Source organism: Streptomyces sp. ISL-96, assembly GCF_018614035.1.
Taxonomy (GTDB): Bacteria; Actinomycetota; Actinomycetes; order Streptomycetales; family Streptomycetaceae; genus Streptomyces.
This window is the reverse complement of sequence record NZ_JAGGPA010000090.1, coordinates 1-25,795: the sequence shown is the minus strand read 5'-3', so window position 1 is coordinate 25,795 and position 25,795 is coordinate 1. Positions and strand designations below refer to the sequence as shown.

Annotated in this window: 25 protein-coding genes and 1 pseudogene; 14 read left to right on the top strand and 12 right to left on the bottom strand. The window is 69.0% G+C overall.

The window, feature by feature from the left end; genetic code table 11:
* Positions 1–206: 206 nt before the first annotated feature.
* Positions 207–344 carry a hypothetical protein gene (locus tag J7E96_RS36150; RefSeq protein ID WP_215138047.1) on the bottom strand — a complete coding sequence of 46 codons (138 nt, stop codon included), beginning with the start codon at positions 342–344 and terminating at the stop codon, positions 207–209.
* Positions 345–661: 317 nt separating this feature from the next.
* On the opposite strand from J7E96_RS36150, the gene J7E96_RS36145 reads away from it, so the two are divergent.
* The 5 genes from J7E96_RS36145 to J7E96_RS36125 are packed head-to-tail and all read left to right on the top strand — an operon-like array spanning position 662 to position 5,225.
* Positions 662–772 carry a keywimysin-related RiPP gene (locus tag J7E96_RS36145; protein ID WP_215138045.1) on the top strand — a complete coding sequence of 37 codons (111 nt, stop codon included), beginning with the start codon at positions 662–664 and terminating at the stop codon, positions 770–772.
* Between the two features lie 25 nt (positions 773–797).
* The gene (locus tag J7E96_RS36140) at positions 798–2,654 is read left to right on the top strand and encodes a lasso peptide isopeptide bond-forming cyclase (protein WP_215138043.1); all 1,857 of its coding nucleotides are present in this window, start codon (positions 798–800) and stop codon (positions 2,652–2,654) included.
* A 29-nt stretch (positions 2,655–2,683) separates the two neighbouring features.
* Positions 2,684–2,938, top strand: a complete 255-nt coding sequence (locus J7E96_RS36135) for a lasso peptide biosynthesis PqqD family chaperone (protein ID WP_215138041.1) — start codon at positions 2,684–2,686, stop codon at positions 2,936–2,938.
* On the top strand, positions 2,935–3,369 hold the full coding sequence (locus J7E96_RS36130; protein ID WP_215138039.1) for a lasso peptide biosynthesis B2 protein: 435 nt from the start codon (positions 2,935–2,937) through the stop codon (positions 3,367–3,369). Before J7E96_RS36135 ends, J7E96_RS36130 begins: the two co-directional genes overlap by 4 nt.
* Complete coding sequence (locus tag J7E96_RS36125) at positions 3,366–5,225, top strand: ABC transporter ATP-binding protein (RefSeq protein WP_215138037.1); 1,860 nt, start codon at positions 3,366–3,368, stop codon at positions 5,223–5,225. Before J7E96_RS36130 ends, J7E96_RS36125 begins: the two co-directional genes overlap by 4 nt.
* Positions 5,226–5,271: 46 nt before the next feature.
* On the opposite strand, the gene J7E96_RS36120 is transcribed toward J7E96_RS36125, so the two are convergent.
* Positions 5,272–6,798, bottom strand: coding sequence for a PucR family transcriptional regulator (locus J7E96_RS36120; protein ID WP_215138035.1), 1,527 nt, complete (start codon positions 6,796–6,798; stop codon positions 5,272–5,274).
* 146 nt (positions 6,799–6,944) lie between these two features.
* On the opposite strand from J7E96_RS36120, the gene J7E96_RS36115 reads away from it, so the two are divergent.
* The 5 genes from J7E96_RS36115 to J7E96_RS36095 all read left to right on the top strand — a co-directional run bounded on the left by J7E96_RS36115 (position 6,945) and on the right by J7E96_RS36095 (position 11,526).
* On the top strand, positions 6,945–8,459 hold the full coding sequence (locus tag J7E96_RS36115; RefSeq protein WP_215138032.1) for a cytosine permease: 1,515 nt from the start codon (positions 6,945–6,947) through the stop codon (positions 8,457–8,459).
* On the top strand, positions 8,456–8,875 hold the full coding sequence (locus J7E96_RS36110) for an SgcJ/EcaC family oxidoreductase (protein ID WP_215138030.1): 420 nt from the start codon (positions 8,456–8,458) through the stop codon (positions 8,873–8,875). Before J7E96_RS36115 ends, J7E96_RS36110 begins: the two co-directional genes overlap by 4 nt.
* 62 nt (positions 8,876–8,937) lie before the next feature.
* The gene (locus J7E96_RS36105) at positions 8,938–9,753 is read left to right on the top strand and encodes a lysyl oxidase family protein (RefSeq protein ID WP_215138028.1); all 816 of its coding nucleotides are present in this window, start codon (positions 8,938–8,940) and stop codon (positions 9,751–9,753) included.
* A 483-nt stretch (positions 9,754–10,236) separates the two neighbouring features.
* Entirely contained in the window at positions 10,237–10,647 is a 411-nt protein-coding gene (locus tag J7E96_RS36100; RefSeq protein WP_215138026.1) for a tyrosinase cofactor, read from the top strand.
* 51 nt (positions 10,648–10,698) lie between these two features.
* Complete coding sequence (locus tag J7E96_RS36095) at positions 10,699–11,526, top strand: tyrosinase family protein (protein WP_215138025.1); 828 nt, start codon at positions 10,699–10,701, stop codon at positions 11,524–11,526.
* A 205-nt stretch (positions 11,527–11,731) separates the two neighbouring features.
* Here J7E96_RS36095 and J7E96_RS36090 read toward each other — a convergent pair whose 3' ends face one another.
* Complete coding sequence (locus tag J7E96_RS36090) at positions 11,732–13,276, bottom strand: NAD(P)/FAD-dependent oxidoreductase (RefSeq protein WP_308296299.1); 1,545 nt, start codon at positions 13,274–13,276, stop codon at positions 11,732–11,734.
* Between the two features lie 121 nt (positions 13,277–13,397).
* Between J7E96_RS36090 and J7E96_RS36085 the strand changes: the two genes are divergently transcribed.
* On the top strand, positions 13,398–14,420 hold the full coding sequence (locus J7E96_RS36085; protein WP_215138023.1) for a Rieske 2Fe-2S domain-containing protein: 1,023 nt from the start codon (positions 13,398–13,400) through the stop codon (positions 14,418–14,420).
* A gap of 298 nt (positions 14,421–14,718) precedes the next feature.
* The gene (locus J7E96_RS36080; RefSeq protein ID WP_215138021.1) at positions 14,719–14,985 is read left to right on the top strand and encodes a hypothetical protein; all 267 of its coding nucleotides are present in this window, start codon (positions 14,719–14,721) and stop codon (positions 14,983–14,985) included.
* A 112-nt stretch (positions 14,986–15,097) separates the two neighbouring features.
* Here J7E96_RS36080 and J7E96_RS36075 read toward each other — a convergent pair whose 3' ends face one another.
* The 7 genes and pseudogenes from J7E96_RS36075 to J7E96_RS36050 form a co-directional block, all read right to left on the bottom strand.
* A complete protein-coding gene (locus J7E96_RS36075) occupies positions 15,098–15,460 on the bottom strand; it encodes a hypothetical protein (protein ID WP_215138019.1) in 363 nt (120 codons plus the stop codon).
* Positions 15,461–15,556: 96 nt separating this feature from the next.
* A complete protein-coding gene (locus J7E96_RS36070) occupies positions 15,557–16,402 on the bottom strand; it encodes a hypothetical protein (RefSeq protein WP_215138017.1) in 846 nt (281 codons plus the stop codon).
* Positions 16,399–16,821, bottom strand: coding sequence for a GMC oxidoreductase (locus J7E96_RS38015; RefSeq protein ID WP_308296301.1), 423 nt, complete (start codon positions 16,819–16,821; stop codon positions 16,399–16,401). Before J7E96_RS38015 ends, J7E96_RS36070 begins: the two co-directional genes overlap by 4 nt.
* A 388-nt stretch (positions 16,822–17,209) precedes the next feature.
* Positions 17,210–18,250, bottom strand: a pseudogene (locus J7E96_RS38975) (NAD(P)-binding protein); the annotation flags it as partial.
* Positions 18,250–18,681 (bottom strand): hypothetical protein, encoded by a 432-nt coding sequence (locus J7E96_RS36060; RefSeq protein ID WP_308296298.1) that lies wholly within the window; start codon positions 18,679–18,681, stop codon positions 18,250–18,252. The pseudogene J7E96_RS38975 and the gene J7E96_RS36060, both read right to left, overlap by 1 nt.
* A 460-nt stretch (positions 18,682–19,141) precedes the next feature.
* Positions 19,142–20,626, bottom strand: coding sequence for a penicillin-binding protein 2 (locus J7E96_RS36055; RefSeq protein WP_215138015.1), 1,485 nt, complete (start codon positions 20,624–20,626; stop codon positions 19,142–19,144).
* 182 nt (positions 20,627–20,808) lie between these two features.
* Complete coding sequence (locus J7E96_RS36050) at positions 20,809–20,961, bottom strand: hypothetical protein (RefSeq protein ID WP_215138064.1); 153 nt, start codon at positions 20,959–20,961, stop codon at positions 20,809–20,811.
* Between J7E96_RS36050 and aroQ the strand changes: the two genes are divergently transcribed.
* Positions 20,954–21,472: a gamma subclass chorismate mutase AroQ gene (aroQ, locus tag J7E96_RS36045; protein WP_308296297.1), complete on the top strand. Its 519-nt coding sequence runs from the start codon at positions 20,954–20,956 to the stop codon at positions 21,470–21,472. The genes J7E96_RS36050 and aroQ overlap by 8 nt on opposite strands.
* A gap of 237 nt (positions 21,473–21,709) precedes the next feature.
* Here the strand turns inward: aroQ and J7E96_RS36040 are convergent, their stop codons facing one another.
* Both J7E96_RS36040 and J7E96_RS36035 read right to left on the bottom strand, forming a co-directional pair.
* The gene (locus tag J7E96_RS36040; RefSeq protein ID WP_215138013.1) at positions 21,710–22,420 is read right to left on the bottom strand and encodes a trans-aconitate 2-methyltransferase; all 711 of its coding nucleotides are present in this window, start codon (positions 22,418–22,420) and stop codon (positions 21,710–21,712) included.
* A gap of 354 nt (positions 22,421–22,774) precedes the next feature.
* Positions 22,775–24,142, bottom strand: coding sequence for a (2,3-dihydroxybenzoyl)adenylate synthase (locus tag J7E96_RS36035; RefSeq protein WP_251070931.1), 1,368 nt, complete (start codon positions 24,140–24,142; stop codon positions 22,775–22,777).
* Positions 24,143–25,267: 1,125 nt separating this feature from the next.
* Here J7E96_RS36035 and J7E96_RS36030 point away from each other — a divergent pair.
* The gene (locus J7E96_RS36030) at positions 25,268–25,696 is read left to right on the top strand and encodes an ATP-binding protein (protein WP_215138011.1); all 429 of its coding nucleotides are present in this window, start codon (positions 25,268–25,270) and stop codon (positions 25,694–25,696) included.
* The last annotated feature ends 99 nt before the right edge of the window (positions 25,697–25,795 follow it).

Sequence of the window (25,795 nt, the reverse complement as noted above, 5' to 3'; positions counted from 1 at the left end):
GGTCACCGGTCACCGGCCGTCTGGCGGGCAGCCCTTCGACCACCAGGCATGTTTCCTCCTAGCGCCCGGAACCTACCGCCGCGGGGGCCATAGAGCCCGCGACCGAAGCCTGGCGCCGGCATCGACGAGACCGCCCACCGGGTCTCGTATGAAGACGGCAGCAGGCCGATCCCGGAAGAACTCCCAGACCGGCGCCCCTCAAGCGGTCACGGGCCCCCGGCGGCGGCCGGTTCCGGGTCGAGGCCGTCGAAATGGGGCATGTCCCCGGTGGGGACATGCAGGTCGGGAAGCGCGGTGCCAATGAGGGAGTGCGCCCCGGCGGCTCCACCCAGCACCAGCGGCACACCATCCTCGTATCACCGGCTATGCGCGCTGGATGCCCAGGTCGAAACGTTTTTCCTTCGCTGCCCCACCCTCCACCCAAATCGTTTCGCCCTTAACGAAACTCGCGAATTGCAACGCGTAATCCCAGGCGATCCACACTTTGCATTTAATCCTATTTTCTTTGGCACCCTTGCCATCACATCCACAACATGAAGGTACTTATTGCATGCACCGCCTCCTCAGTCTCGGGTCCCGATGACCCCTGAACAGGCCGGCCTCGAACTGGTTCACAGCCGGCCAGGGAAGCGGTGTGACACCTGCACGTGAGGGAGATCTCATGAAGAAGGCCTACGAAGCTCCGACACTTGCCCGCCTCGGAACGTTCCGGAAGAAGACCGGACTCCTGCAGAGCTCCGGCAACGACCGGCTGGTTCTGAGCAAGAACTGACGGCCGGCGGACCTGATCCGACGTCATGACTGAACTGCACGAGAGTGCGGGGGCGGGCCCCGGCGACGCGCACTTCGCGGTCTTCACCGACTGTGAGGACGCGGCCGCCGTGGCCCGCTCCCTCTCCCGCCCCGGAACACGCACCCTGAAGCACGCCTCGGGCCGTCCCTGGCTCGTCGGGCAGTGGCACGACCAGGACCTCACCACCGCGCGCGCCGGCCGCGCCGCGCTCACTGTCATCGGCGACTGCCCGATCGACTCGGCACAGCTCGAGCGCCATGCCGGACGCCTGCGCGATCTCGCCGAACTCGACGCACTGGCCCGCTCCCTGCCCGGCAGCTTCCATCTCGTCGCCGCGCTCGACGGGCGGCTCAGGGTCCAGGGCACCGCGTCCGGTCTCCGGCTCGTCTTCCACGCTCCCGTGGACGGGGTGCAGGTGGCTGCCACCAGTGCTGACGTACTCGCCACCGCGCTCGGCACCGAGCCGGACGAGGAGCAGCTGGCGGTACGGCTGCTGTGGCCCGTTCCCCACCCACTCGCCGAAGCACCCATGTGGCGGGGCATCACCCCCGTGTCTCCGCATGACGCGCTCGTCGTCGCGGCGGACGGGCGGACCGTACGCCACTCCCGCTGGTGGACTCCTCCCGAGCCGGTACGCACGCTCGCCGACGGCGCGCCCCTCGTCCGCCAAGCGCTCGCCGAGGCCGTCGATGCCCGTACGCGGCAGGGCGGTGTGGTCAGTTGTGACCTGTCCGGTGGCCTGGACTCCACCTCCATCTGTTTCCTCGCCGCGCGATCATCGGCCAGGGTCGTGGCAAGCACATGGCCGGGACGCGATCCCGCCGACAGCGACCTGTACTGGGCCGAACAGGCAGCCCGGTCCCTGCCGGACGTCGAGCACGTCGTCTGGGACGCCGATGCCTCACCGCTCGTCTACAGCGACCTGCTCGGCATCGACGACCTGCTGGACGAACCAACCATCGGCGTCATGGACCGCTCACGGGTCCTGCACCACCTGCCCGGCCTGGCCGAGCGCGGCAGCCGAATGCACCTGACCGGCATCGGCGGTGACCACGTGGCCTGGTGCTCGGAGGCGTACTACCACCGGCTTCTGCGCACCCGGCCGTTGTTCGCCCTGGGGCGGCTTCGTGGCTTCCGCGCCCTGTGGCAGTGGCCGATCGGAGACATGGCGCGTGCGCTGGCCGACTCACGGCCGTACGGGAAGTGGCTGGCCGACGCCGGCGGTTGCCTGCGGGACCCGCTGGCCACCACCGTCCACACCAGCCTCGGCTGGGGCATGCCGCCCCGGCTCTTCGACTGGGTCACGCCCGATGCTCAGCACATGGCCCAACGGGCGCTGACCGAGGCCGCGGCGAAGGCGGTCCCGCTTCACCCGGACCGTGGCCTGCACACCGACCTCGAACAGATCCTTTCGTGTACGCGTATCGTCCGCCAGTGGGACCGTATGGCAGCCCGGGCCGGGGTGCCGATGGCGTCACCGTTCCTCGACGACCGTGTGATCGAGGCATGCCTCGCGGTCCGCCCGAGCGAGCGGGTGACGCCCTGGGCGTACAAACCCGTGCTGACCGCCGCCATGAGCGGAATCGTGCCCGACGTGTGTCTGCGGCGTACCAACAAGGCCGCAGCGTCCATGGACGCCTCCAACGGACTGCGCGAACACCGTGCCGACCTGCTGGAACTCTGGGGGAACTCGCGGCTGGAACAGCTCGGCCTCGTCGACGGCGCAGCCCTGCGCCGACTCGCCCAGCGGCCGGCCACACCTGAACTGCGCGACGCGATCCTCTACTCGACCATCGCCGCCGAAGTGTGGTTGCGCGGACTTGGCCGCACCACCGGACCCAAAGCGCCCGCCACCCCATGACCACAGCTCCTCAGCGGAAAGGCACACGCATGGCATTGAAGTTCGGCGCCAATGTCTCCACTGCCGAGACCGACTACGGCACAGTCCTCCTGGACGAACGCGCCGGGGAGTACTGGGAACTGAATCCCACCGGCACGCTCGTCGTCAGCACACTGATGGCGGGCGGTGACGAAGCCGACGCGGTGGCCGCACTCACCAACGAATTCGACATCAGCCCCGACCAGGCGAAGCAGGACGTCGACGCCCTCGTACTGCAACTGCGGACCTCGGGACTGGCCGTATGACGACACCGAGCGCACTGGAGCGGCCCACCGGAGTGCCCTTCACCCGGCGACTGGCTGCCCGTCTCGTTCTGCTCCCCGCCGTCGCGCTCTCTCTCCTGCCGCCACGCCGGATCCGCGCTGTACTCGGCCTCGCCCGTCGCCGCGCCAGGCCGGCCACCGCCGCCGAGGCCAGACACGCACGGGACGCCATGTGCGCGGTGAGCCTGCGCTGCGCCGGACCCAAGGGCTGCCTGCCCCGTTCTCTGGGCGCCGCCCTTCTGTGCCGCCTGTCCGGAACATGGCCGACCTGGTGCACCGGGGTACGCGTGGTGCCGCCGTTCACGGCACACGCCTGGATCGAGGCGGACGGCCGCCCCGTGGACGAGGGCGTACCGGACGACTACTTCACCCGGCTGATGACGGTCGCCCCGGCGAACCGATCGGGCCGATGACCGAGACCGTCGTGGAGCAGGCGAAGCCGGCGGCCGAAGGCGACCGCTCGACGCGCGCGGCGGTCGCCACCATGTACCGGCTGACCACCGGGCACCGGGCGTCCGTCGCCGTCGCCACCATGCTCACTCTGGTGGGCTCCGCCCTGGGGCTTGCTCAGCCGCTCGTCGCCAAGTACGTCGTGGACGCGAGCGGGCGGGGGCAGGTCCTGTGGCCGCTGATGCTGCTTCTGGCGGCGTTGTTCGTCACCGAGGCGGCGACGGGGGCCGTGGGCCGCTTCGTCCTGGAGCGCATGGGCGAAGGCGTCGTACGAGGGCTGCGCCACGGCCTGGTGGGGCGGCTGCTCCGACTGGAGATGAAGGAGTACGACCGACACCGCAGCGGCGACCTCATCTCCCGGGTCACAGCGGACACCACCCTGCTGAGGGAAGTCGTGTCCCAGGCACTGGTCGATCTGGTGACAGGGGCCCTCGTCGCGGCGGGGGCGATCGTCCTCATGGTCTGGATCGACCCGCTGCTGCTGCTCCTGGTCGCGCTGACCGTGGCCGCTGCCAGCGTGATCGTCGCCTCGCTGCTCAAGGGCATCCGGGTCGCGTCCGAGCACATGCAGAACTCCGTGGGCGCGATCGCCGCCGAGCTGGAACGCGCCCTCGGCGCGCTCCCGATGGTCCGGGTCCACCGCGCCGAGGACCGTGAAGCGGCCCGCATCGGCAAGCGCGTCGAAGCGGCCTATGACGCCGGTGTACGGACCGCGAAGCTCGCCTCCGTCATGAGCCCCGCGGTCGAACTCGCTGTCCAGGGTTCCTTCCTGATCGTCCTGGTGATCGGCGGCCTGCGGGTGAACGGGCAGGCCAATTCCCTCGGCGACCTGGTGGCCTTCCTGCTGTACGCCTCCTACCTGGTGCTGCCGCTGTCGTCGGTCTTCCGCGCGGTCGGCCTCATCCAGCGCGGCATGGGCGCCTACCAGCGCATCGAGCAGGCACTGTCCCTGCCGGCGGAGCCCGCCGCGCAGAAGGCGAGTGTCCTGGTGCGTACGCGCGAACCGGGCAGGCATATCGCCTCGGGCGAGGAACCCGTCCTCGCCCTACGGGACCTCAACTTCGGCTACACGCCGGGCCGGCCGGTGCTTCGCGGCCTGTCCTTCACCGTTGCGCACCGGCAGCAGGTCGCCCTGGTCGGCCGGTCGGGTGCCGGAAAGAGCACGGTCTTCGCCCTGGTCGCCAGGTTCTACGAACCAGACTCCGGGACCCTGTTGTTCGACGGCCTGCCCACCTCCGAACTGAGCCGCGCCGCCTGCCGTGAACGCATCGCCGTCGTCGACCAGAACACCCACGTCGTCCACGGCACGCTTCGGGACAACATCACCTACGCCGCTCCCGACGCCACCGACGCCGAAGTGCGACGCGTCGTAGAGCTCGCCCAGCTCGACAGGGTCGTACGGCGGCTTCCGGGTGGCCTGTCAGGAGTGCTCGGCGAACGCGGCGGCACCCTCTCGGCAGGAGAACGCCAGCGTGTCGCCCTGGCCCGCGCCCTGCTCGCCCGCCCCGCACTCCTCCTGCTCGACGAGCCCACGTCCCACCTCGACACCATCAACGAAACCGCGCTCACCACAGTGATGAAGGACGTCACTCAGGAGTGCTCCGTGCTGGTCATCGCACACCGGCTCTCCACGGTCCAGCACGCCGACAGCATCGTCGTCCTGGACAACGGCCGCACCGCCGCCTTCGGACGGCACGAAGACCTGCTCACCAGCAGCGCCGCCTACCGCGAGCTGGCCGCCGGTCAGATGCTCCGCCCGGCCAGCACGCGGGCCTCGGCCGTCGCGAGCGCCCGGATCCACCCCCGCCCCCAGCTGTGAACCGGGACGAGGTGCGCGAAACCCCCTCCTCCACCAGTTGCGGGTGTCAGGGGAGTCGGTCGCAGAGGTGAGCTGCCCGTAGGGCTAGCCAAACCTCGGTGAGGTCGGCCGTCGACGACAGGCTTTTGCCGCTGAGAGCGGCGAAGCGGCGCAGGCGGTAGAGCAGGGTGTTGGGGTGGATGTGCAGGGCGTGCGCCGCCTCATCCGTGCAGCGGTCCCGCTCCAGCCAGGTCAGCGCCGAGAGCACCAGCGCGCTGCCGTGCTCGGCGTCGTACCGCAGCGCCGGGCCGAGCACCTGGTCCACCAGGCCGTTCAGGACGGACGGGTCGTCGTGCAGCCAGCGTTCCGTCATGTCGTCGCTGAACACCACCATGGATTCGCCCGAGACGCCCGCCCGCCGCAGCGCCAGAACGGCTTCGCGCCGGGCGAGGCCCAGGGTGCCGCCGGGGGTGACGGGGCGTGAGACGCCGGCCCGGGTGCGCGGCAGCGCCGCGAGGGCGAAGCGGGCGTCCGCGGAGTCCGCGAGGAGTACGTACAGGCCCTCATGCCGGCGCAGCACGAGGTGCGGTACGCGCGAGTCGTCCAGGCACTGCACCACCGCGGCGTCATCCAGCGGGCCGTCGTCCGCTCCGTCGAGTACGGCGAGGAGGACGGCCGTGTCCGCTGCGAACCCGAGGCGGGTGAGGTGCCGGCGGGCGGTGTCCGGGTCCAGGACGTCCTGGAGAAGTTCCGCCAGCGTCTCCGCCCCCTGACGGCGCAGCATCTCACGCTCGTGACGCACCATGGACACCTGCAGTGCCGCGACGGTCGCGATGTGCTGAACGACGCCGAGGCCGGCCGGTTCCACGCCCTCCCCTCGCCGGTCACCCTGCCGTTCCAGCGCCAGCAGGTATCCGGCGGGCCGGCCGGGCGCGGGTACGGGCAGGACGTAGCCGCCGGGGACGGTCGGGGCCGGGTCGGCCGAGTCGGGCAGCAGCGCCGCGTGCCGCGCGGGAGGTACGGGCACGCCGGGCAGCAGGGGGCCTCCGGCGGGCGTGCACAGGTAGAGCGCGTACCCGGACAGCCGCTCCAGCCTCCGGAAGAGTTCCACGGCGGTGAGGTCTTCAGTGGCGAGCCAGCGCAGGGCGCCGAAGACCTGCAACTGTGTGCCCAACTGCCGCCGCGCGCCCGCCTGCAGGGCGGCAGCGACCTCCTGCGCCACGGCGATGAAGGGCACCTGCAAGGGCAGCTCCAGTACGGGCAGGGACCGTACGTCCGCCGTCGCGAGGAACTCCTGACGCAGCGGCGGAACATGCAGGCGGGCGGAGAGGACGAGCGCGGACACGCCCGCGTCGGCAAGTCGCTCGACGTATGCGCGCTGCCTGACTGCGGTCCGGGGAACCGCGATCCCCGTCGTCATGATCAGCTCCGCGCCCAGGAGCCACGGGGTGGGGTCCTCCAACTCGCTCACATGCGCCCATGACACGGGCCGGTGCAGCCCGTCCTCACCGGCCAGAACCCGGAGCTGGAGGGCGGGGGAACGCACGAGGTCGTCGACCCGCAGGGCCGCTGTCGGTGCTGTCGGTGCTGTCATCGCGCACATGCTGCATCGTGGCGGCCCACAAAGGAAGGGGTCGAGTTTGAGCGCCGCACAATTGCTGCTCCGCTGACGGCGAGCGCACAATCGGGCCTTCAGCTCCGGGCCGTGATGTCCCGGAGCGAACGACAACGGGAGGGTCCATGGCGGTCCGGACTGTCCAGCGCTCAAATGCCGAACACAGCGGCGCGGATGTCATCGAAAGCCTCTCCATCCAGCACGTTCCCTTCGCCGAGCGGCACGGCAGACTGTGGAAGCAGGGCCCCTTCTGGTTCCAGGGGAACTTCCAGCCCTTCACCCTCTCGCTCGGGTTCATCGGCCCCGGGCTCGGCCTGTCCGTCGGGTGGACGGTGCTGGCCAGTGCGCTGGGGCTGGCGGTGGGCACGTTCTTCATGGCGTTCCACGCCAGTCAGGGCCCTCAGCTGGGGCTGCCGCAGATGATTCAGTCCCGGGGTCAGTTCGGCTACCGGGGAGTGATCGTGCCCCTGGCGGCGACGCTGTTCACCTTCGTCGGCTTCAACGTCGTCGACACCATCATCATCGGCCACGGGCTGAACGCGGTGTTCGGCTGGGACGTGACCTCGGTCGGGATCGGCATCACCGTCATCGCGGTGGTCCTGGCGGTGTACGGGCACGACTGGCTGCACCGGGCGTTCCAAGTGCTGTTCTGGTGCTCGGCCCCCTGCTGGCTGCTGCTGTCGGCCGGCATCCTCACCGGCCGGGTCACCGGCGCGGCCGACGCCGCGGCGGACGCGGGCGGCTTCACGCTGGTCGCGTTCATGGTGCAGTTCACCGCCGCTGCCGGATACAACATCTCGTACGCGCCGTACGTCTCCGACTACTCGCGCTACCTGCCCCGCGACACCCCGACGCCGCGCATCGTCGCCTCCGTCTTCGGCGGCGCCGCGGGTTCGCCGATGTGGCTCATCCCCATCGGCGCCTGGATGGCCGCCACACTCGGTGTGAGCGACCCGCTGGCCGGCACGCGGGAAGCCGGGGACCAGATGGTGGGCGGCCTGGGCGCCGTTCTGACCCTGCTGTCGGTGCTCGCGCTGGTGGCCACCATGGGGCTCAACGCGTACAGCGGCATGCTCACCGTCCTCACCGGAATCGACTCGGTACGCCCGCTCCACCCCGGTCGGCGGGCCAGGATTCTGACCGTCTGTGGTCTCGCCGTCGTCTGGTGCGGCGTGGGCCTCAGCGTCTCGGCGGACTTCTCCACCGCACTGGGCAACGCCCTGCTGCTCATGCTGTACCTGCTGATCCCGTGGACCGCTGTGAACCTGGTCGACTACTTCTTCGTCCGGCGCGGCCACTACGCCATCACCCACCTCCTGCGACCCGACGGCATCTACGGCGCCTGGGCGTGGCGCGGCCTGCTGGCCTACGGCCTCGGTCTGCTCCTGATGGCACCGTTCATGGTGGTGGGCCCCTTCACCGGACCCGTCGCGGAGGCGCTCGGCGGGATCGACGTGGCCTTCGTGGTCGGACTGTCCGTCTCCGGGGTCCTGTACTACGGGCTGACCCGCGGGATGGACCTGTCCGCGGAGGCGCCTGCGGTGGCCGCCAGCGAGCGTGAACTCGAACTCGCCGAGCAGGAACAGGCGCCCGCAGACACCGGCCCGACCGTGGACGGCTTCCCGGCGGTGGACCGGTGAGCGCCGGTGGAGGCAGGAGCGCCGGCGCCGAAGCCGCGGTTCGGGCCGCCGCTGCCGGCCTGGTGGCCGCCTTCGCCGCCCACGACACGGGCCGCTACTTCGCCGCCTTCGCCGAGGACGCCACGTTCGTCTTCCCCACGCAGCCCGGCATCCTCGCCGACCGAGCCGCGTACGAGACCGCGTGGCGGGCCTGGGAGGCGGACGGGTTCCGGGTGCTGGACTGCCGTACGGACGACACCGAGGTACGCGTCGTCGCCGAGGGTCTGGCAGTGCTGACCCACCGGGTGCGCACCCGCCTGGCGGTGAAGGACGACGCCGACGGCGAGGAACTGCGGGAACGGGAGACCGTCGTCTTCCGGCGGTCTCCGGACGGGCGCTGGCTCGTCGTCCACGAACACCTCTCGCCCGAGCCGTGACCGGCTCCCCGGAGCTCCTCGGCCCGTACACCGCAACACCCCCAACAAGAGGAAGGACAGTCATGAGACGCACAACACGGAGCGGACGCACGGCCAAGACCTGGATCGCCGCGGCGGTCATGGCACTCGGCGCGCTGCTGGCCACCGGCCCCGGCGCGGCCTCGGCCACTGACGGCCCGACGGACCTGCTCCCCGCCCTCGAACCACTTCAGCGGAAGCTCGCGGAGAACGACCTGGTCCGTGAGCCCGACACCGGCATCACCTGGCTCCGCTTCACCGGCGCGCCCGCGAACCTCGGCTCCGGCGCCCTCCACGTCACCGGCCGGCGTACCAAGGAGGAGGCCGCGGCCGCCACTCCGGGCAACAACGTGATCCCCGCGTACCAGCGGATCAGCCGGTCCGACGGATCGTCGTACGAGTTGCCTGTCGGGCTGATGACGTACCACGACGAGCACAAGCACTTCCACATGGACGGCATCTCCCGCTACCGGCTCATCAACACCGGCGGCCAGGTGGTGCGTGAGTCGCCGAAGGTGGCGTTCTGCCTGGTCGACCTGGAGGTCGCCGACTCCACGCTGCCTGGCTCCCCCGTCAACCCCGTCTACAACTCCTGTTCGCACAACGCCAACGCGACGACCCTGACGATGGGTATCTCCGTCGGCTGGGCGGACGTATACGCCAAGGAGCTGGCCGGCCAGTCCTTCGACGTCAGCGCGCTGATGGATCTGCCCCCGCAGGAGTACACGCTGGAGATGACGACGAACCCGCTGGGCATCCTGCACGAGTCCAACCGGACCGCCCCCCGGACGACGTCGGTGAAGGTCACCATCGGCCAGGGAGTACCGGTGGGCGTCGGCGGCCCGCGCCCGGGCGTCTGACCCAAGCCGACGCGGCGGCGCCGAGGGGTACTGGGGCGGGGCAGCAGGGGAGATGCCCCCCTGCTGCCCCGCCCGTAGAAGCTGCACTCTTCGCTCAAGCCCCACCTACAAATCCGGACAGCCTCCGGGCGTGACGACTGCCACGATTGCCAGCGTGCGACAACAAATTCTTCACGCGTTACCTACATTCTCCGCAAAATCTTCCGATCAACCTCAACGCAACGAGCAGCACAAGGAAGATCGACTTGGTTCAAATCCGCACTATGTGTGGGCTCTTGTCCGTATAGCGACCAACGACCGCACCGCGACTTCGCCCTGCCAGACATAAGGCTGTAGTCATATTCCCCACGGCCCACCGGGGCCTGGACGGCCTGACCAGCCGGATGTTCCCCGGTGAGGGGCCGTCAATTCGCTGCCCATCTCCGTAAGAGGGGTCTTGGGCGCAGCAACTCGCATCAACTCGCAATATCCAGGGGGAACACCATGTCTCAACTAAGCCGCCGCCGCGCCCTGGGCGCCTCCGCCACGGCTCTGGCCGGCCTCGCTCTGACAGGCTTCGCACGAACGGCCGGGCCGTCCGATCCGCCGGCCGCCGGCCACCGCAACCGGGAAGCACACTCCCCGCACGGCTCTGGGCACACACCCACACAGCCGAAGCCGTTCGACGAGTCCTTCAAGGGACGTCGCATACAAGGCGCGCCGTCACATCACGGAGGACACCACGGCGCCGGTTACGCCGTGCACATCGACGGCGAGGAGCTGCACGTCATGCAGAACGCCGATGGCACGTGGATCAGCGTTGTCAATCACTACGAGACCTTCGCCAACCCGCGGGCCGTGGCTCGCGCCGCCGTGGTGGAGCTTCAGGGATCGCAGCTCGAACCCCTGCTCTGACGCCACCGCCGCCCAGCGACGCCGTGCAACCCTGAACCCGAAGGCATTCCCATGACCGTACGCAAGAACCAGGCGAACCTCACCCCCGCCGAGAAGCGCCGCTTCGTCGACGCGCTGCTCGAGCTCAAGCGCAGCGGGCGTTATGACACGTTCGTTACCACCCACAACGCGTTCATCATGAGCGACACCGACAACGGAGACCGTGTGGGCCACCGTTCGCCCTCCTTCCTGCCCTGGCACCGCAGGTTCCTCATACAGTTCGAGCAGGCTCTCCAGGCAGTGAACCCGGACGTGGCACTGCCCTATTGGGACTGGACTGTGGACCGCTCACCCGCGTCCTCTCTGTGGGCGGCCGATTTCCTGGGCGGTACAGGGCGAAGCAGGGACGGCCAAGTGAGCGACGGCGCCTTCGCGGTCACCGCCGGCAAGTGGCCGGTGTCCGTACGGGTCGACGGACGTGGTTTCCTCCGCCGAGCCCTCGGCTCCGGCGGACAGCAGCTGCCCACTCGTGCGGAGGTCGACTCCGTGCTCGCGATGCCCACGTACGACACCACGCCCTGGAACAGCGCGTCCGACGGATTCCGCAACCACCTGGAAGGCTGGCGCGGCGTCAACCTTCACAACCGCGTACATGTGTGGGTGGGCGGGCAGATGGCCACCGGTGTCTCCCCCAACGACCCGGTGTTCTGGCTGCATCACGCGTTCATAGACCGGCTCTGGGCGCAGTGGCAGGCCCGGCACCCGGGATCGACGTACCTGCCTGTCGCCGGAACACCCAGCGTGGTGAGCCTCAATGACGTCATGCGTCCCTGGAACGACGTGACGCCCGCGGACATGCTGGATCACACCAGGCATTACACGTACGACACCGCGGCGTAACCCGAACCACGCCCCTCATCAATGAAAGGACTGCGCCTCCTCCGCTGCGCCCGGCGCCACTTTCTGAGATGGGGGGCCATCATCTGTTGTAGATGCCTGGCAGACGACGGTGACGTACGCAGCGAGGCAGGCCGCGTCGCGGAGCGACGCTCGACAAGCCAGATGGTCGCGCTCCTGCGGCAGTTGGAGGCTGCCTGCAGCGGAATTATTGGCGCAGGCCCGGCGGGGAGGCGGGCAGGCCGTCCCGTTCGGTGCGGGCCTGGGCCGGTAGGCGCCGGGGCGGAGTCCAGCTGTAGACGTCCGGGGTGAAGGCGTGCAGACGCTTCAGGAGCCTGGCGGTCGACCAGGGCCAGCAGAAGGTGTTGACGCCCGGGAGGCCGAAGTAGTAGCCCGATCCGCCGGTGGTGTTGTAGACGGTGGTGTCCAGCGCCTTGTGCAGCGCCTTTTGATGGGATTCTTCGGCTTCGGGCTTGACATCCAGTGCGGCGTATCCGTTGGTGCGCAGGTGGGTGAGGGCGGCGGTGATGTAGCGGAGCTGTGCTTCCAGGACGGTGGGAACGGCGCTGGTGCCGGTGAGCAGGTTGGGGCCGATGAGGAGAAAGAGGTTGGGGTATCCGCTGACACTGGTGCCCAGGTAGGCGCTGCGGTTGTCGGCCCAGGTCCGGGCCAGTGTGGTGCCGTCGGAGCCGTGCAGTTGGCGGGCCAGGGGGATGTCGCCGACGTGGTAGCCGGTGGCGAGGACGATGACGTCGGCGCGTGCGCGGGTGCCGTCGGCGCCGATGACGTGGGAGCCTTCGACGGCGGCTGCGCGGGTGGGGTGCAGTCGCACGTTGGGCTGGGTGAGGGCGGGGTAATAGGTGTCGGAGGTGATCAGGCGGCGCCCCCCGAGGCGGTGGTCGGGAGTGAGTGCCCGGCGCAGCGCCCGGTCCGGGACGGAGTTGCGCAGGTGGAGGCTTGCCACGGCCTCCAGGGGCCGTAGCAGGCGGGGGTGGCGTAGGGGTACGGCGATTGCTTCCTGGGTCCAGTGGTGCAGGCCGCGTAGTGCGCGGCGTGCTGCCGGGTGGCGTCCGAGGAAGCGGTGGAGGCCGGCGGGGAGCGGGAAGTCGGGTTTTGGGAGCACCCACTGGGGTGTGCTCTGGAAGACGTCGACGTGTGCCGCCTTCGGCTGGATCTCGGGCAGGAACTGGACGGTGGATGCCCCGGTTCCCACCACCGTGACGCGGCGTTTGGTCAGGTCGGTGTCGTGGTTCCAGTCGGCCGAGTGAAAGAGGGTGCCGGGGAAGGTGTCAAGGCCCGGGATATCGGGAGTGCGGAGCCTGTGCCAGGGGCCGGTGGCGACGATCACAGTCCGAGCGGTGTATGGCCCCGTCGTGGTCTCCAGGTTCCAGCGGTGCGTGTCCGGTTCCCAGCGGGCGCTGAGCACCTCGGTGTTGTAGCGGATCGCCTCGCCCACGCCGTGCATGGCCGCAGTGGTCTCGAGGTAGCCGAGGATCTCGGACCGGTCGGCGAAGCACCGGCTCCAGGGGTGGGGGGCAAAGGAGTACTCGTACAGCATTGACGGCACGTCGCATCCGCATCCGGGGTAGGTGCTGTCGCGCCAAGTCCCGCCGAGGCGGCCGGACTTTTCGAGCGCCATGACGTTGTCGACGCCCGCCCGGCGCAGTGCGATCAGGGCGGCTACCCCGGAGAGGCCGGCCCCGATCACGAGGACTTCCATCTGCAGACGACCGTCGGTACTTCCCCCGGCCACGGGCGCTCCCTACGTGCCTAGCGAGCGCCCGGGCCGTTGCCGGACTTACCCATGCCTCATACGGGTGGTCTTGCTGGATCAGGTGAAAGGCTCCGTCTTCTTCTGTGGTTGGCTGCCGGCCATGACGATGAGGGACGAGTTGTCCTGGTACAGCGGTCCGGAACCGGCCGTCGACGGGGCGGGGCCGCATCTCCCCTACCCCAGCGGCTGGTTCTGCCTGGCACGCTCACGCGAACTCGCCCCCGGCAAGGTCCTGACGCGCCGCTTCATGGGTGAGGACATCGTCCTGTACCGCACCCGCGACCGTCGGCCTCGCGCGGTGCGTCCCTACTGCCCGCACCTCGGCGCCCATCTCGGAGCGGGCGGCACTGTCCAAGGGCAAAACCTGGTGTGCCCCTTCCACCGCTTCGCCTTCGCCCCCGACGGCACGTGCGTGAGCACGCCCGCCGGCCCGCCACCACGCGCCCGCCTGCAGCACCACACCATCAGCGAGCACAACGGCTTTGTCTTTGCCTGGTACGAACCGAACGGCGCTCCACCCGCCTGGGAAGTACCCGAAACCGTTCAGGCCGGGGTCGTGCCGACAGCCGCCTGGAGCACCGAGGTGCACACCTACGCCCAGGAAATCATCGAGAGCACCCTCGACTACAGGCATCTGCCCGTCCTGCACCACGTGGCCGTGGAGGAACTCGAACCGCCGACGTGCCAGGACGCATTCCTGCGCATGCGCCTGCGCCTCGGGCCGGACCGGCCCGCCGCCCTGAAGCACATGGTCCAGGCCGACCATTCGTTCCTCATGGCGGGGCTGGGGTACCTCCGGGTCGAGCTCCCGCCGCCCTCGCTTGGTCTCGTCAGTTACCTATGGGCCATGCACACACCGACCGGCCCTCGACGCACCCGCATGCTCGTGGCCGCAGGCTGCGCGGACATCCGCAAGACGGACGCTACCGAAGCGTCACTCCCACGACGTTGCCTGCACCGAGCCTTTGCTCAAACAATGCTGAGGACAGCGGTCAGCAAGGTCCACCAGGATCTGAAGATCTGGAACACCAAACGTTACGAGCCACAGCCCCGCCTCGCAGCGAGCGACGAGGCCATCGGCCTCTTCCGCCACTGGGCCCGCCAGTTCTACCCAACACCCTGAAAAACGACAGGCTTGGCCCACTTCATTGGCTACAGCCCGAACTGGTTCATCAGACCAGCCCGCAGCCGCAGCCGCCATCGGGGGCACATCCTCAGCGGTGACGTCCACCCGCAAGTTCGACGTTCGTTCCGCTGCCCCCCGGAGCAGGACACGCCCGCCAAGCCCTCCAAGGCGGCCTCCGGAGCCTTCGACCGGGGGCCGGTGTACGCACGGCTCCCGACGAGGAGCCAGCCATACCCCGCCACCGGGCGCAACGGAAACGTCCGGCCGATCGCTCGCCGGCGGCCACACTGGAGCCATGAGCAAGCACCGCTTCAGCGTTGACCAGACCGGCACCGGCTGTACCCCGAGCCATACCCACACGTACCAGTACCGCCACAAGCTCCGCTACGAGAACCCGGCCGGTGGCGCCTGGACCAGCCCCGAGGGACACACACTGCGCACTCCGTGCGGTCTCACCGTCGTGACCTGTGCCTGCGGCCTCGCCACCGAGGCGCTGCCGAGCGACGACGCGCGGCTCGTCTACGAGGAACACCGCAATGCGATCCGCGACGAGATGACATGAGCAGCGGGCTCCGCCGCCAGGGTGCCATGCCATCGCAGGCGAGGCGCTCAAGTGCTCTGGCATCGCAACGCCACCGCGATGCCGCCGCAACCCGTGCCGCGACGGTCGGCTCTCAGCCACCGGGCCCCCTCGCGACGGGCTCAGCCCAGTTCAGGAACTGTGCCGGGGCGGTAGCCGGTGCGATCGATGGCGTTACCCGGGACTCGACCGGGATTTCCCGCTGATCGCCAAGCTGCGGCAGCAGCGCAGGACGGTCATTCTGATCGGCTTCGAGGAGCGCACCGACTTCATCCTGATCAACGCGAAAGCCGCGCAGGAAGCCATCCTGCGCACCATCTCCGAGCGCATCGGCGACGCTCCGCTGACGGTCGGCGGCTGGCCTGCCATTCCTCGCAAGATCGCTGTCGCCAACGGCGACGGCGACGGCACAGGCGTCACCGTCCCGCCCTGCGACACGGCCCTGCCCCAGGAACACAGGGTTCTGAGGAGGGCCGCACCCTACTGGTCAGCGCGTCGGGGGCGGTCGCAGCCCCATGCGCAGGGCGTCCGGCTTTGCCGGCCCCGGGACGGCTCAGGGCAGGTAGTAGGGGCGGTGGTGGGCGGCGACGGGGGGTGACTGGAAGGTCCATGCGCCCGTCGGCGGGGTGTTGCCGATGAGGTGGGTGAGGTCCTGGCCGAGGGCGCCTGTTTCGTGGTGGACGGTGAGGCGTGCGCGGTCGGATGCGGCGGGCACGGTCAGGTCGTACCAGTGGTAGGGCTGGTAGACGTTCATCGGCCCGGCCAGTGCCTTGCCGCCGGGTTCGGTCCCGTAGCCGGTGATGGGGGTGTTGTTGGCAGTGACCGGCCGCAGAGTGTTCAGGTCTGCGGAGAAGGAGAACAGTGCCACGTCGCGCTGTTGGATGCTCCCGTCGGAGGCGAGGTCGGCTGCGTGGCAGCGGATGTTCCAGGTCTCGCCGGCGGGGCCGTTGGGCGAGGGCATGTCGGCCTTGAACCAGCCGGGGTATTTCGGTTCCGCGTACAGTACGCGCCCGGCGTCGATGGCCAGGGGGTTGTCGCACAGGACGTGGATGCGGGCGATGCCGAGAAGCTTGCTCTGGTCGTAGCCCTGCGCGTACTGCGGGTAGCTCACCTGCGGCAGCCGGTCCGCGGCCGCCGTCGGGTAGGCGATGATGTTGACTTCGATCTCCTGGGTGATGCCCCCGCCGGACGGGTACTGGGCGAAGTACAGCTGGTAGTTGAGCGAGACCAGCGCCTGGCCCCCGAAGTCCGCCGCCGTCAGTGCCGGATGCTGCTTGGCCAGCACTTCTCGTACCGGTCCTGGATCGACGAGGAAGTCCACGCCGATGTTGTGCAGGGCTCCGTAGTGGAAGGGCAACTGGTAGGGCGCGGCGACAGGCGGCAGGGGAAGGGGGCTCACGGGGCGGCTCCAGGGGCTTGGGGTGCGGCGAGGGTGACGGGCCGGTCGCGATCCGCCAAGTCGGCTTCGATCCGCTCGCAGCTGCGCAGGGCGAGGGCGGCCATGGTCAGGGTGGGGTTGGAGGTGGCGACTGACGGCATGCTGCCGCAACCCACCGCGTACAGGCCGGGGTGGTCCCAGCAGCGCTGCCATTGATCGACGACGGAGGTCTCCGGGGAGCTGCCCATGATGGGCGTACCGGCGCCGTGCCCGGCGCCGCGGTAGCCGTAGATCCGGCCGCCGTGTTCGAAGCGGCCGGGCCAGGCGGGCGCACTGAACTCGGTGTGGTCCTCGGCTCCCAGAAGAGTGAAGATCTGGTCGGAGACCTCCTTGGCGGCGGCCATACCGTCTTTGACGTGGTTGTCGAGGTTGTATGTCACGCTGCCGCGGGTCGAGGGTGACCCTGTTGGCGGGGTCCGCGCTCTGCTCCATCTCGAACTGCAGGGTGAACTGCCGTCCGATGCGGTCCGACACCGCCCGGCGCAGCTCGCTTCCCCGCAGCCCTCGGCCGTCCGTGCCGTGCAGCAGCTCCGCGACGTCGGTATCGACGGGGCCCTTGGCCCACACCCAGCCCCAGTTGCCGATCTCGATTCGGAACGGGGCGCGCAGGCGGCGGCCCGGGCCGGCTCTGAATCCCTCGATCCCGGAGGTGGAGCCCGGCCCCCGGTACGGACCGATCTGCTCGGGCATGAGCCCCCAGGTCAGCAGCACAGGGTGGTCCATGAGGTTGCGGCCCACCTGCCCGCTGCGGTTCGCCAGGCCGGACATGAGCAGCAGCTTGGCGTTCTCGATCACGTGCGCGGCCAACACCACTACGTCGGCGCTCGCCGTGTGGACGGTCACGGGCCCGAAGTCCGGCTGTCCCCTGTCCGCTGCCGGGTAGGAAAGGTATTCGACGCCGGTGGCCCGGCCGTTTCCGTCCACGAGTACCCGCCTGGCCACGGCCCGGTCGACCAGGGTGACTGAGGCGCCCCAGCGCGCCTGCGTCTTGAGCGGGGTGTACTTGGCGTGCGCCGGGCAGTGGGGAATGCACATCGCATGGCCCACACACCGGTTGCCGGCCTCGGGGCGCCCCTGGGCGCCGACGGGTACGTACCCCGCCCCGCCACCGTAGCCCGGATGAGGCACACCGTTACGGGCATGCGGAGTGCCCACCGCCCGCAGCTCCACGCCTCCCCCAGCGGCCGGATCCGCGACCCGCTGTCCGTCCAGACGCTGCGCCATCACCCGGTCCAGCCGGCTAGGAGCAATGGCGCGCATCGGGAAGACATAGCCGTCAGGGAAAGGCAGGCCGACATGGGCGTGTTGCTCCTCGGCGTCGGCGGACACCCCCATCTCGTGCTCGGCAGTCCGGTAGTAGGGCTCCAGGTCCGTGTAGGACAGGGGCCAGCTGCGTCCGTAGCCGAATGCCTCGGTGTCGAAGTCCTCGGGGAGCATCCGCGGTGTCAAACCGGTCCAGATATTGCCGGTGCCGCCGTTGACCCGCAGATACCCGCTGGCGTAAGGGAGTTCGCCGTCCTGAATGAGGTACCCGCCCGCGCGATAGCCGCCGTCCTCAAGCCCCCTCAGGTCGGTGACCTCTGGCCAGGCGACAGCCCCGTGCGGGGTGTACGGGGAGCTGGGCACCTTCGCCGGCGCCACGAAATACCTGCCCAGAGCATCCCGGTGCCCCCGCTCGGGATCAGGTTCCCTGACCCCGGCCTCCAGCACCAGGACCCGGCGACCACGATCGCCCAGATGCCGGGCCACGAGGGAGCCGGCGATCCCGCCACCGACCACGATCACGTCGTACCGGCCCGGAACGCTCATCACCCCGCCTCCGTACGGTCGACGGCGCCGGCCGGAGGCTCGGCCCAGCTTCCGAAACCCGTCGGGGAAGTCCCCGGAGCGCGGCCGCCCACAGCACGCCACACCAAGCCGGACGCGTACGCCTGTGGCGACACGACGAACGGCCCGCTCCTCCCAGGGATCCCCGGCCAACTGCCGGTGTACCAAAGATGGATCACCGCCCTGGCCGCCTCCTGAAGCTGCGCCTCGGAGGAATCGGGCTCGGCGGCAAGACGCGCGTAGTGGCCGGGTCCGAACTGCTGCAACACGATGGCCAGGTACTCCTGCGCCATGCCGAGCGCGCGCAGTTCGTCACCGTCGAAACCGGTCAGTGCGGCCGAGAGGGCTACGAAGCCGTCCAGGGTGCCCATGCCGTCTCCAGCGCCGTTCCCGTCATCCTGCACTGCGTGCACCACGTCCCCTTCCGTACGTGTTCCGTACGTGCCGCCGGGCCGCCGGGCCGTGCACCGCCCTCGTCTCCGCGATCAAGCACGGTGATCAGCACTGCCCCGGCGCGGTACCCCGTATGCGCCGACACCCTTGAGAGGCCTGATCTCACGCTTTATGGGCCGGAACCGCGATTCATCTGACAAAAGCCAGCGGTTGGCCAAGAGCTCCCCACGGCCGGGAGGGCCTCGCGATCTGAGGCATGCTCCCGCAGAAAGCCACGCCCCGGGCAGGGACTGTCTCACGGGTTTCTGCTCGCCCACTCGTGCACACGTTCGCCCATGCGGGTGGAATTCCAACAGCCGGCACTGCTCCCCCAACTCGGATACGACTGGGCCTGAGCGAGTAGCGGGCGATCAGCCGGAGTGGCCTTTACGGAGCGGGGGCCTCTGGCAAGGGGAGGGTGCGCCCGAGACGTGTCGGCACCTACTCGGTGAGCACCGCCTGCATGACCTGCTTGGCGATCGGGGAGCCGAGCTTGCCGCCGGAGATGTCGTCGCGCGAGATGTCCATGTCCGTCGGGTCGATGAAGACGGCCACCGCCACCGAGGCGCCGTCCGCGTTCTTGCCGTACGAGACGAACCAGCCGTATGGCACCTCGTCGTCGACGTTGACGCCACGCTGCGCCGTTCCGGTCTTTCCGCCGACGGTGATGCCGTCGATCAGCGCTCCCTTGGCGCTGCCTTCGCGGGCAGTGAACTCCATCATCTCGCGCACGCTGCCGGCGGTCTCCTCGGAGATCGCCTGGCTCTTGAGCTTCGGCTCGTGCTTCTCGATCGGCGACAGGTCGGGGCCGATCAGCTTCTCGACGATGTACGGCTGCATCAGCTTGCCGCCGTTGGCGATGGCGGCCGTCACCATGGCCATCTGCATCGGCGTGCTCGTGAGGCTTCCCTGGCCCATGCCGGTCAGCGCCGTTCCCGGCTTGTCGAGGCGCTCCGGGTAGAGGCTCTTGTTCGCCAGCAGGTCACCGAAGTCCTCGGAGTAGACGTCCTCGTTGAAGCCGAACTTCTGCGCCGTCTCCCTCATTTTGTCCGGGCCCAGCTTGGACGCGGCGTCCAGGAAAACGTTGTTGCAGGAGTACTGCATGGCCGTCTTCAGCGATGCATTGCCGCATACGCCGTCACCGGCCTCGCTGCCGATCCGGTTCGTGGAGAGTGGCAGGGGATACGGTGACGGCGCGTCGGACGAGGCGTCAATATCCGTGACCACACCGTGTTCCAGGGCGGCGGCAGCCGTAAGGATCTTGAAGGTTGAGCCGGGTGGGTAGGTCTCGCGCAGTGCGCGGTTTGCCAGCGGCTTGCTCTTCTCGGCGCCGAGCGCCTTGAACCGGTCGCCCTCCTTGAATGTCATCCCGGCGAACACCGACGGGTCGTACGATGGCGCGGAAGCCAGCGCGAGCACCTTTCCGGTATCCGGTTCGAGTGCGACGACCGCGCCGCGCGCGCCGAGGCCGGTCAGCCCCTTGTACGCGGCCTTCTGTGCCTTGGGGTCGATGGTGGTGACGACGGAGCCGCCGCGCAGCGGCTTCCCGGTGAGGACGTCCCTCGCACGCTGGAACGCGAACCGGTCGTCCTGGCCGCTGAGCACCGAGTCGTACGTCTTCTCCAGCAGGGACATCCCCATGGCCTGGGAGGCGTAGCCGGTGACGGGGGCGTACATGGGACCGTCCGTGAAGGTCCGCTTGTACTTGAAGTCCTGCCCCGGCACTTGCTTCGAGCCCGTCACCGGGCGGCCCCCTACGATGATGTCCCCGCGTGCCTGCGCGAACTGGGCAATCTTCACCCGCCGGTTGTCCTTGTGCTGCGCGAGGTTCTCCCCCTGCACGAACTGCACCCAGTTGACGCGCAGCAGCAGAGCCATGATCAGGATTCCACAGAAAATCGCCACGCGTCTCAGCGGCCTGTTCATTTGATGCCCCACCCCTCCACGCCCGCTCTACCGCATGCGTGTCCGAAAAGACCTTCCGGGGAGAGACGATGAACAGGAAGATCTGGTTGCGTGCAGAGGCGGCCCAGCAGACGAGGACACACCCGGGCAGACGCCGGCTGCGAGATCTGCGGGAACCTTGGGCCGACGTGGGGGCGCGGACGTCATCGGTGCACCGGGGCCGAGTGGTGGCCGGGGGTGTCACCGCCGTGCCCCCACAACAGGCCGCCGCAGGTCAGCGGCACGCCGACCACGCCGAGCCCGTACCGGGTGCCAGGCAGCCAGCCGGGACCGTCGACCTTGACGAAGGTGCGCATCCGGGCGCGCCGGACCAGACTCACACCAAACGAACTGGAACCGGTGGTCGGGCTGGCCGCCGAGCGCGTGCTGCTCGCGGACCAGGTCGCTGCGGCCAAGTACGGGACCGACTCGCCCATCGACGATCCCTCCCGGGAAAAGCAGGTGCTGGACGTTATGGCCGAGAAGGCACGCGGCATGGGGCTGGATCCGGCCGAGGCGACGGCGGTCTTCAAAGACCAGATCGAGGCGAACAAGCTAGTCCAGCGGCAACTCTTCCGGGCCTGGGACAGCGGCACCGCCCGGCCGCCCGAGCACCGGCCGACGCTCGCCGAGATCCGGCCGTTGATCGACAGCGTCAACCACCGGCTGCTCGCGGAGCTGTCCGCCACGGATGCCTTGCGAGACGGACCTCGCTGCGTGGTCCGTCTGGTCACGGCCGAACGGAAGGCAGCCGGGCGGCTGCGGTTGAGCCCCCTGCACGAGACCGGGTTGCTCAGGGCGCTGCCTTCTGTGTGCCGGGTACGCTGAACCAATCCCGCTGAACCGGTGGCTGAACCAGGCCCCCACAGACCGCGGAACCATAGGTGCGAGTGCCCCCTTCCCTATGTGCGCATATCGGCATACACCGCGCGGCTACTGGAGCGCGGGTGACCGCGGCGGCTACCCGAGCATCCTCCGTTCCTGCCGCGCTGAGGCCGGGCATCCCGCTCACCGGACTGCACGCGGCGGACGAGCTGCCCGCGACACCGGCCCTGGGCAAGCGGCCTACAGCCGGACGTAGCTGCGCAGGAGCCCGTCGCCGGTTGCGTACTGGAAGCGGAAGCCGCACTGTGCCAGCAGCCGGTCCGCCCGGTCCTGCGGATAGACACGGAACTGGCAGCGCTGGTGCGCCACGACCTCGCCCTCTTGCCGCACAAAGTAGTCCTTGAGGTACCGGTCGTCCTCCACCGCTCGGATTTCCTGGGCGTACTCCAATCCGCCGGGTAACGGCCGGTGGTAGTCGCGGTGAGCCTGCTGGACGGCGAGCAGCAACGGCGCGCCGGGCCGGAGGGCGGCGGCAAGGTTCTTCAGCGCCCTGGAGTCGTCGTCCTCCTCCAGGAGATGGCTGCACAGCGAGGTGTTGTCCTCGTCCTGAACGCAGTACCAGACCCCGCCGACGGAGTAGGCGGCGTCGAAGGCCCGCGGGGCCATCATCTCCAGGATGTCCTGCCGGATGAGCCGCACCCGGTCCCCGAGCCTGGCGCGCGCCTGTGTGAGCATGCTCTCGGTGTGGTCGATTCCGGTGATCCGCAGGCCGGCCCCGCTCAGCTCCATCAGCCTTTCGCAGACCAGTCCGGTGCCGACACCGAGTTCCAGGATTTCCTTGTGATCGCCGAGCTGAGTGACGAGGGTGCGAGCGTAGGCGCCGTAGTCGTAGTAGCCCGAGGTCATGATGAGGTCGTAGTGCCGCGAGAGTGCGGTGTATGAGTTAGCCACGCGCGGCACCGTAGCCGTCCCAACTCACCGCCAATAGGGCGCGATTGAGCCTCTGCAGGAGGGTAGGTGGGGTTGCGGCCAAGTGCGCGGTCAATGAGAGCGGCGCGATCAGACACTGCCCCTGAGAGGGAAACAGGCCGATGCGGCTCACCGACGCCGAGCGACAGCAGATCGGGTTCATGTTTGGCAACGACCTGCCCCTGCCCGGCACCCGGGCCGGGGCAGAGTCCGCACCGGCTGACGCGGACGCGGACCAGGACATGGTCGAAGTGGGTGCAGTCGCTGACCTTCCCAGCGGTGATCGCGAAGGCCGGCGGCTGACCCTGCCCGTCACAGGCCGGATGGATCCTCGTGTCAGCCCGCCGCGGAACGTCCTTGAGGCGCGCCGGTCACCACCAGGTTCCCGTCCGGGGTGCGCCGCGCGACGTGGCCGGTGCGGAAGTAGCCGTCGGTGGTGAAGGAGCGTGCGTTGTGGTCGGGCGCCCGGTAGTAGCCTCGCAGGGTGTACGGACCGCGGGCGAGGAGTTCGCCGGGCTCCCCGTCAGGCACGTCCTTGCCGTCGACGTCGACAATGCGGATCTCATCGTCGGGCGAGAGCGGACAGCCCTGCGTGGTGAGCACGGTCTCGTCCGGATCGGCGAGCCGGGTGAGGGTGATCAGCCCCTCAGCCATGCCGAAGACCTGCTGCAGGCGGCAGCCCAATTCGGGGCCTATCCGTTCGGCGGTCGCCCGGTGCAAGGGCGCGCCCCCGCCGATCTGCACGAGACGCAGACTGCTCAAGTCGGCCTGGACCGTGGGCAGTACGTCCAGCCAGAGCTGGGCGACGGCGGGCACCACCGACGTAATGGTGGCCCGCTCCCGACCGATGGCCGCGAGGCATTCGGCGGGTTCCGGGTTCTCGACCAGGACCACGGTGCCGCCGACGGAGAGGGTGCCGACGATGCCGGGGCAGCCGAAGGCGAGGTTGGAATCGGCGGGCAGCGCGGCGAGGTACACGTCGTTCTCGGTGAGCGACACCAGCTCGGCGGCGGCCCGAACCTGGTAGACGTAATCGTTGTGGGTGCGCGGAATGAGCTTGGGCGCCGCGGTGGTACCGCCGGAGAGCAGGAAGAACGCCACCTGGTCGGCGCTCTGCGCAAGCGCCGGCGCGGGCGGGGCGTCGATCGAGCCCAGCGGGAAGTAGTGGCAGCCCGACGGGTCGGTCCTAAGGCCGCCGTACGGGGACGAGGCGCCCGGCCCGTCAAGGGTGAACACCCGCCGCAGGAAGGACCCTTGGGCCGCGATGTCCGCGGCCATCGCCGGGTGGTCGAAGCCCTGGTACGTCGAGGGGCCGACGTAACCGACGGCCTGCGTGACCCGCACGAGGTGGGACACCTCGGACGCGCGGTGCGAGACCAGGCAGAACACGGGGACCACGCCGACTCGCATCAGCGCGAACACGGTGATGACGAACTCGGGAACGTTCGGTAGCTGGACGACGACCCGCTGCCCGGGACGGAGGCCGCGCAGCCGGAATCCGGCGGCCATGCGGTCCACGCGCCGGTTCAGGTCCGCGTACGTGATGCGGGTGCCGCCGTGCACGAGCGCGGTTCGCGGTCCGTACTGCATGGCCCAGCCGCGCAGCAGGTTGTCCAGCGTATTGCCACGCCAGTGCCCGGCCGCCCAGTAGCGGTCGACGAACTCCTCGGGCCAGGGCGTGCAGCCGCCGAGCATGGATGTCATACGCTTCCTTCTGTACAAGTTAAGGGCAGGCCACCCGGTGTTCAGCCGGGTCAATGTCGCAATGCGACCGCATATCGCCCCCTTCTCAACGCGCCGGGGATCAACCACGCCGTCTTGACCTTGGCAATCCAAGCTGTCAACACCCCCTACACGCAATGTGCTTTACAACCCATGGATGCCGAATTCCATCAGAAGAAGGACCAATGAGCGCCGCTGACCAGCAGGAATGGTCGGAGCTCAACCCAACTAGGCCCCCGTAATGAGCGCGATGCGCACGCAGGTGCTGTACGTCGTCGCGGGCTGATGCTCAGGGACCGCGCGCTCTGCCACCATGTTCTCCACCGGCAGCTCAGTCGCGGTCTGACGGCCTTGAGCGCAGATGCAACCGCATGCACGGTGATGGTCGACCTTCGGCCTCAAAAGGGGTCACAGGCTGGGCTAGGAACAGCTGCCAACAAAGACTAGGGACCCTGGTGCCGCATGGCACCAGGGTCCCGGGAAAGCAACACCATCTACCGGCTACTTCTGTGCCGGGTACCTGTTTCCACATCTCCGCCAGGGGAATCGACGGGAACGCGGGGATCGCGAATGCGTGACCGGGGACCACCTACCTTCCGGGGCCTTCGGTACCCGAGCGGACTCTTCCTCGCCCGGGCGATCCTGATGGCGTCTACCTCCTTCTTTCCTTGCGATCAATCTGTCGTACTGCTGGAACTGCGGGACTGCTCGCGGCCCCTTGTGGGCCACCGGCCCGGCAATCAGCGACAAGACCCCTGCATGCGTCCGGCCCTGCCACTCCACCGCCGTGCCACAATCCGCCCCTGTGGGCCGTCCGGCCCGGCAGCCAACCCGAGGACCCTGGCGCATCCGGCCCTCAGGTTCCGCTGCCGTGCCACAACTCGCTTGAACCTGCATACGCGGCAGTTCATCCCTGCCGCGCCTCACTTGCCGTCCTGGCTACGAACAAAACCCTACCCGATCAAACGGCAATGTCTACTACCGCCACGGCAGATTTCTTTCCGTTGGAGACAACAGGATTCCGCCGTCCCCGTGTGGAAGCTGCTCGAGCGGGCACGCTACCCGTTCTGCAAAGCGGTACAACCAATCCAGGTGGGGTGTACGTGCATGAACGACACAAAGATCACCAACACGGTTGCCTCACACCGAACGACGGGCGACAGCACAGCTGACATCCGTCGGACCCGCGAGATCGCCCGCGCATTCACCAACAGCCTCAGCCCGGCACTCCGAACAGACGTGGCGGACACCCTCGTCCTGGTCGTGTCCGAACTCGTCACCAACGCCCTACGCCACGGCGGCGGCCACTACACCCTCGAACTGTCCGCCAGCCCCGACACGGTGAGCGCCGCAGTCACCGACCCCAACCCCTCGCCCCCACGCGAGGTCACCCCCGACCTCAACGGCGGCAGTGGAGGCTTCGGCTGGCACATGGTCCGCCGCCTGACCGACACCGTGACCATCACACCCGGCCCCGGCCCCGGCAAGACCATCAACGCCCTCATCGCCCGGACTCCTCGCCAATCGGCGGAGTAGCCCGCGGGGGCAGAGAGACAACGGCCCCGGCGTCCGACAGCGCAAACGGGAACGGTGGCCTATTCGGCGGCACCGGCTGATGCACCAGGCCCTCCGCGG

Excerpts from the sequence above, each read along its gene's own strand:
- J7E96_RS36145 (WP_215138045.1), top strand. The coding sequence starts at position 662 with ATGAAGAAGGCCTACGAAGCTCCGACACTTGCCCGCCTCGGAACGTTC.
- J7E96_RS36140 (WP_215138043.1), top strand. The coding sequence starts at position 798 with ATGACTGAACTGCACGAGAGTGCGGGGGCGGGCCCCGGCGACGCGCAC.
- J7E96_RS36135 (WP_215138041.1), top strand. The coding sequence starts at position 2,684 with ATGGCATTGAAGTTCGGCGCCAATGTCTCCACTGCCGAGACCGACTAC.
- J7E96_RS36130 (WP_215138039.1), top strand. The coding sequence starts at position 2,935 with ATGACGACACCGAGCGCACTGGAGCGGCCCACCGGAGTGCCCTTCACC.
- J7E96_RS36125 (WP_215138037.1), top strand. The coding sequence starts at position 3,366 with ATGACCGAGACCGTCGTGGAGCAGGCGAAGCCGGCGGCCGAAGGCGAC.
- J7E96_RS36120 (WP_215138035.1), bottom strand. The coding sequence starts at position 6,798 with ATGACAGCACCGACAGCACCGACAGCGGCCCTGCGGGTCGACGACCTC.
- J7E96_RS36115 (WP_215138032.1), top strand. The coding sequence starts at position 6,945 with ATGGCGGTCCGGACTGTCCAGCGCTCAAATGCCGAACACAGCGGCGCG.
- J7E96_RS36105 (WP_215138028.1), top strand. The coding sequence starts at position 8,938 with ATGAGACGCACAACACGGAGCGGACGCACGGCCAAGACCTGGATCGCC.
- J7E96_RS36100 (WP_215138026.1), top strand. The coding sequence starts at position 10,237 with ATGTCTCAACTAAGCCGCCGCCGCGCCCTGGGCGCCTCCGCCACGGCT.
- J7E96_RS36095 (WP_215138025.1), top strand. The coding sequence starts at position 10,699 with ATGACCGTACGCAAGAACCAGGCGAACCTCACCCCCGCCGAGAAGCGC.
- J7E96_RS36085 (WP_215138023.1), top strand. The coding sequence starts at position 13,398 with ATGACGATGAGGGACGAGTTGTCCTGGTACAGCGGTCCGGAACCGGCC.
- J7E96_RS36080 (WP_215138021.1), top strand. The coding sequence starts at position 14,719 with ATGAGCAAGCACCGCTTCAGCGTTGACCAGACCGGCACCGGCTGTACC.
- J7E96_RS36055 (WP_215138015.1), bottom strand. The coding sequence starts at position 20,626 with ATGAACAGGCCGCTGAGACGCGTGGCGATTTTCTGTGGAATCCTGATC.
- J7E96_RS36050 (WP_215138064.1), bottom strand. The coding sequence starts at position 20,961 with ATGCGCACCTTCGTCAAGGTCGACGGTCCCGGCTGGCTGCCTGGCACC.
- J7E96_RS36035 (WP_251070931.1), bottom strand. The coding sequence starts at position 24,142 with ATGACATCCATGCTCGGCGGCTGCACGCCCTGGCCCGAGGAGTTCGTC.
- J7E96_RS36030 (WP_215138011.1), top strand. The coding sequence starts at position 25,268 with ATGAACGACACAAAGATCACCAACACGGTTGCCTCACACCGAACGACG.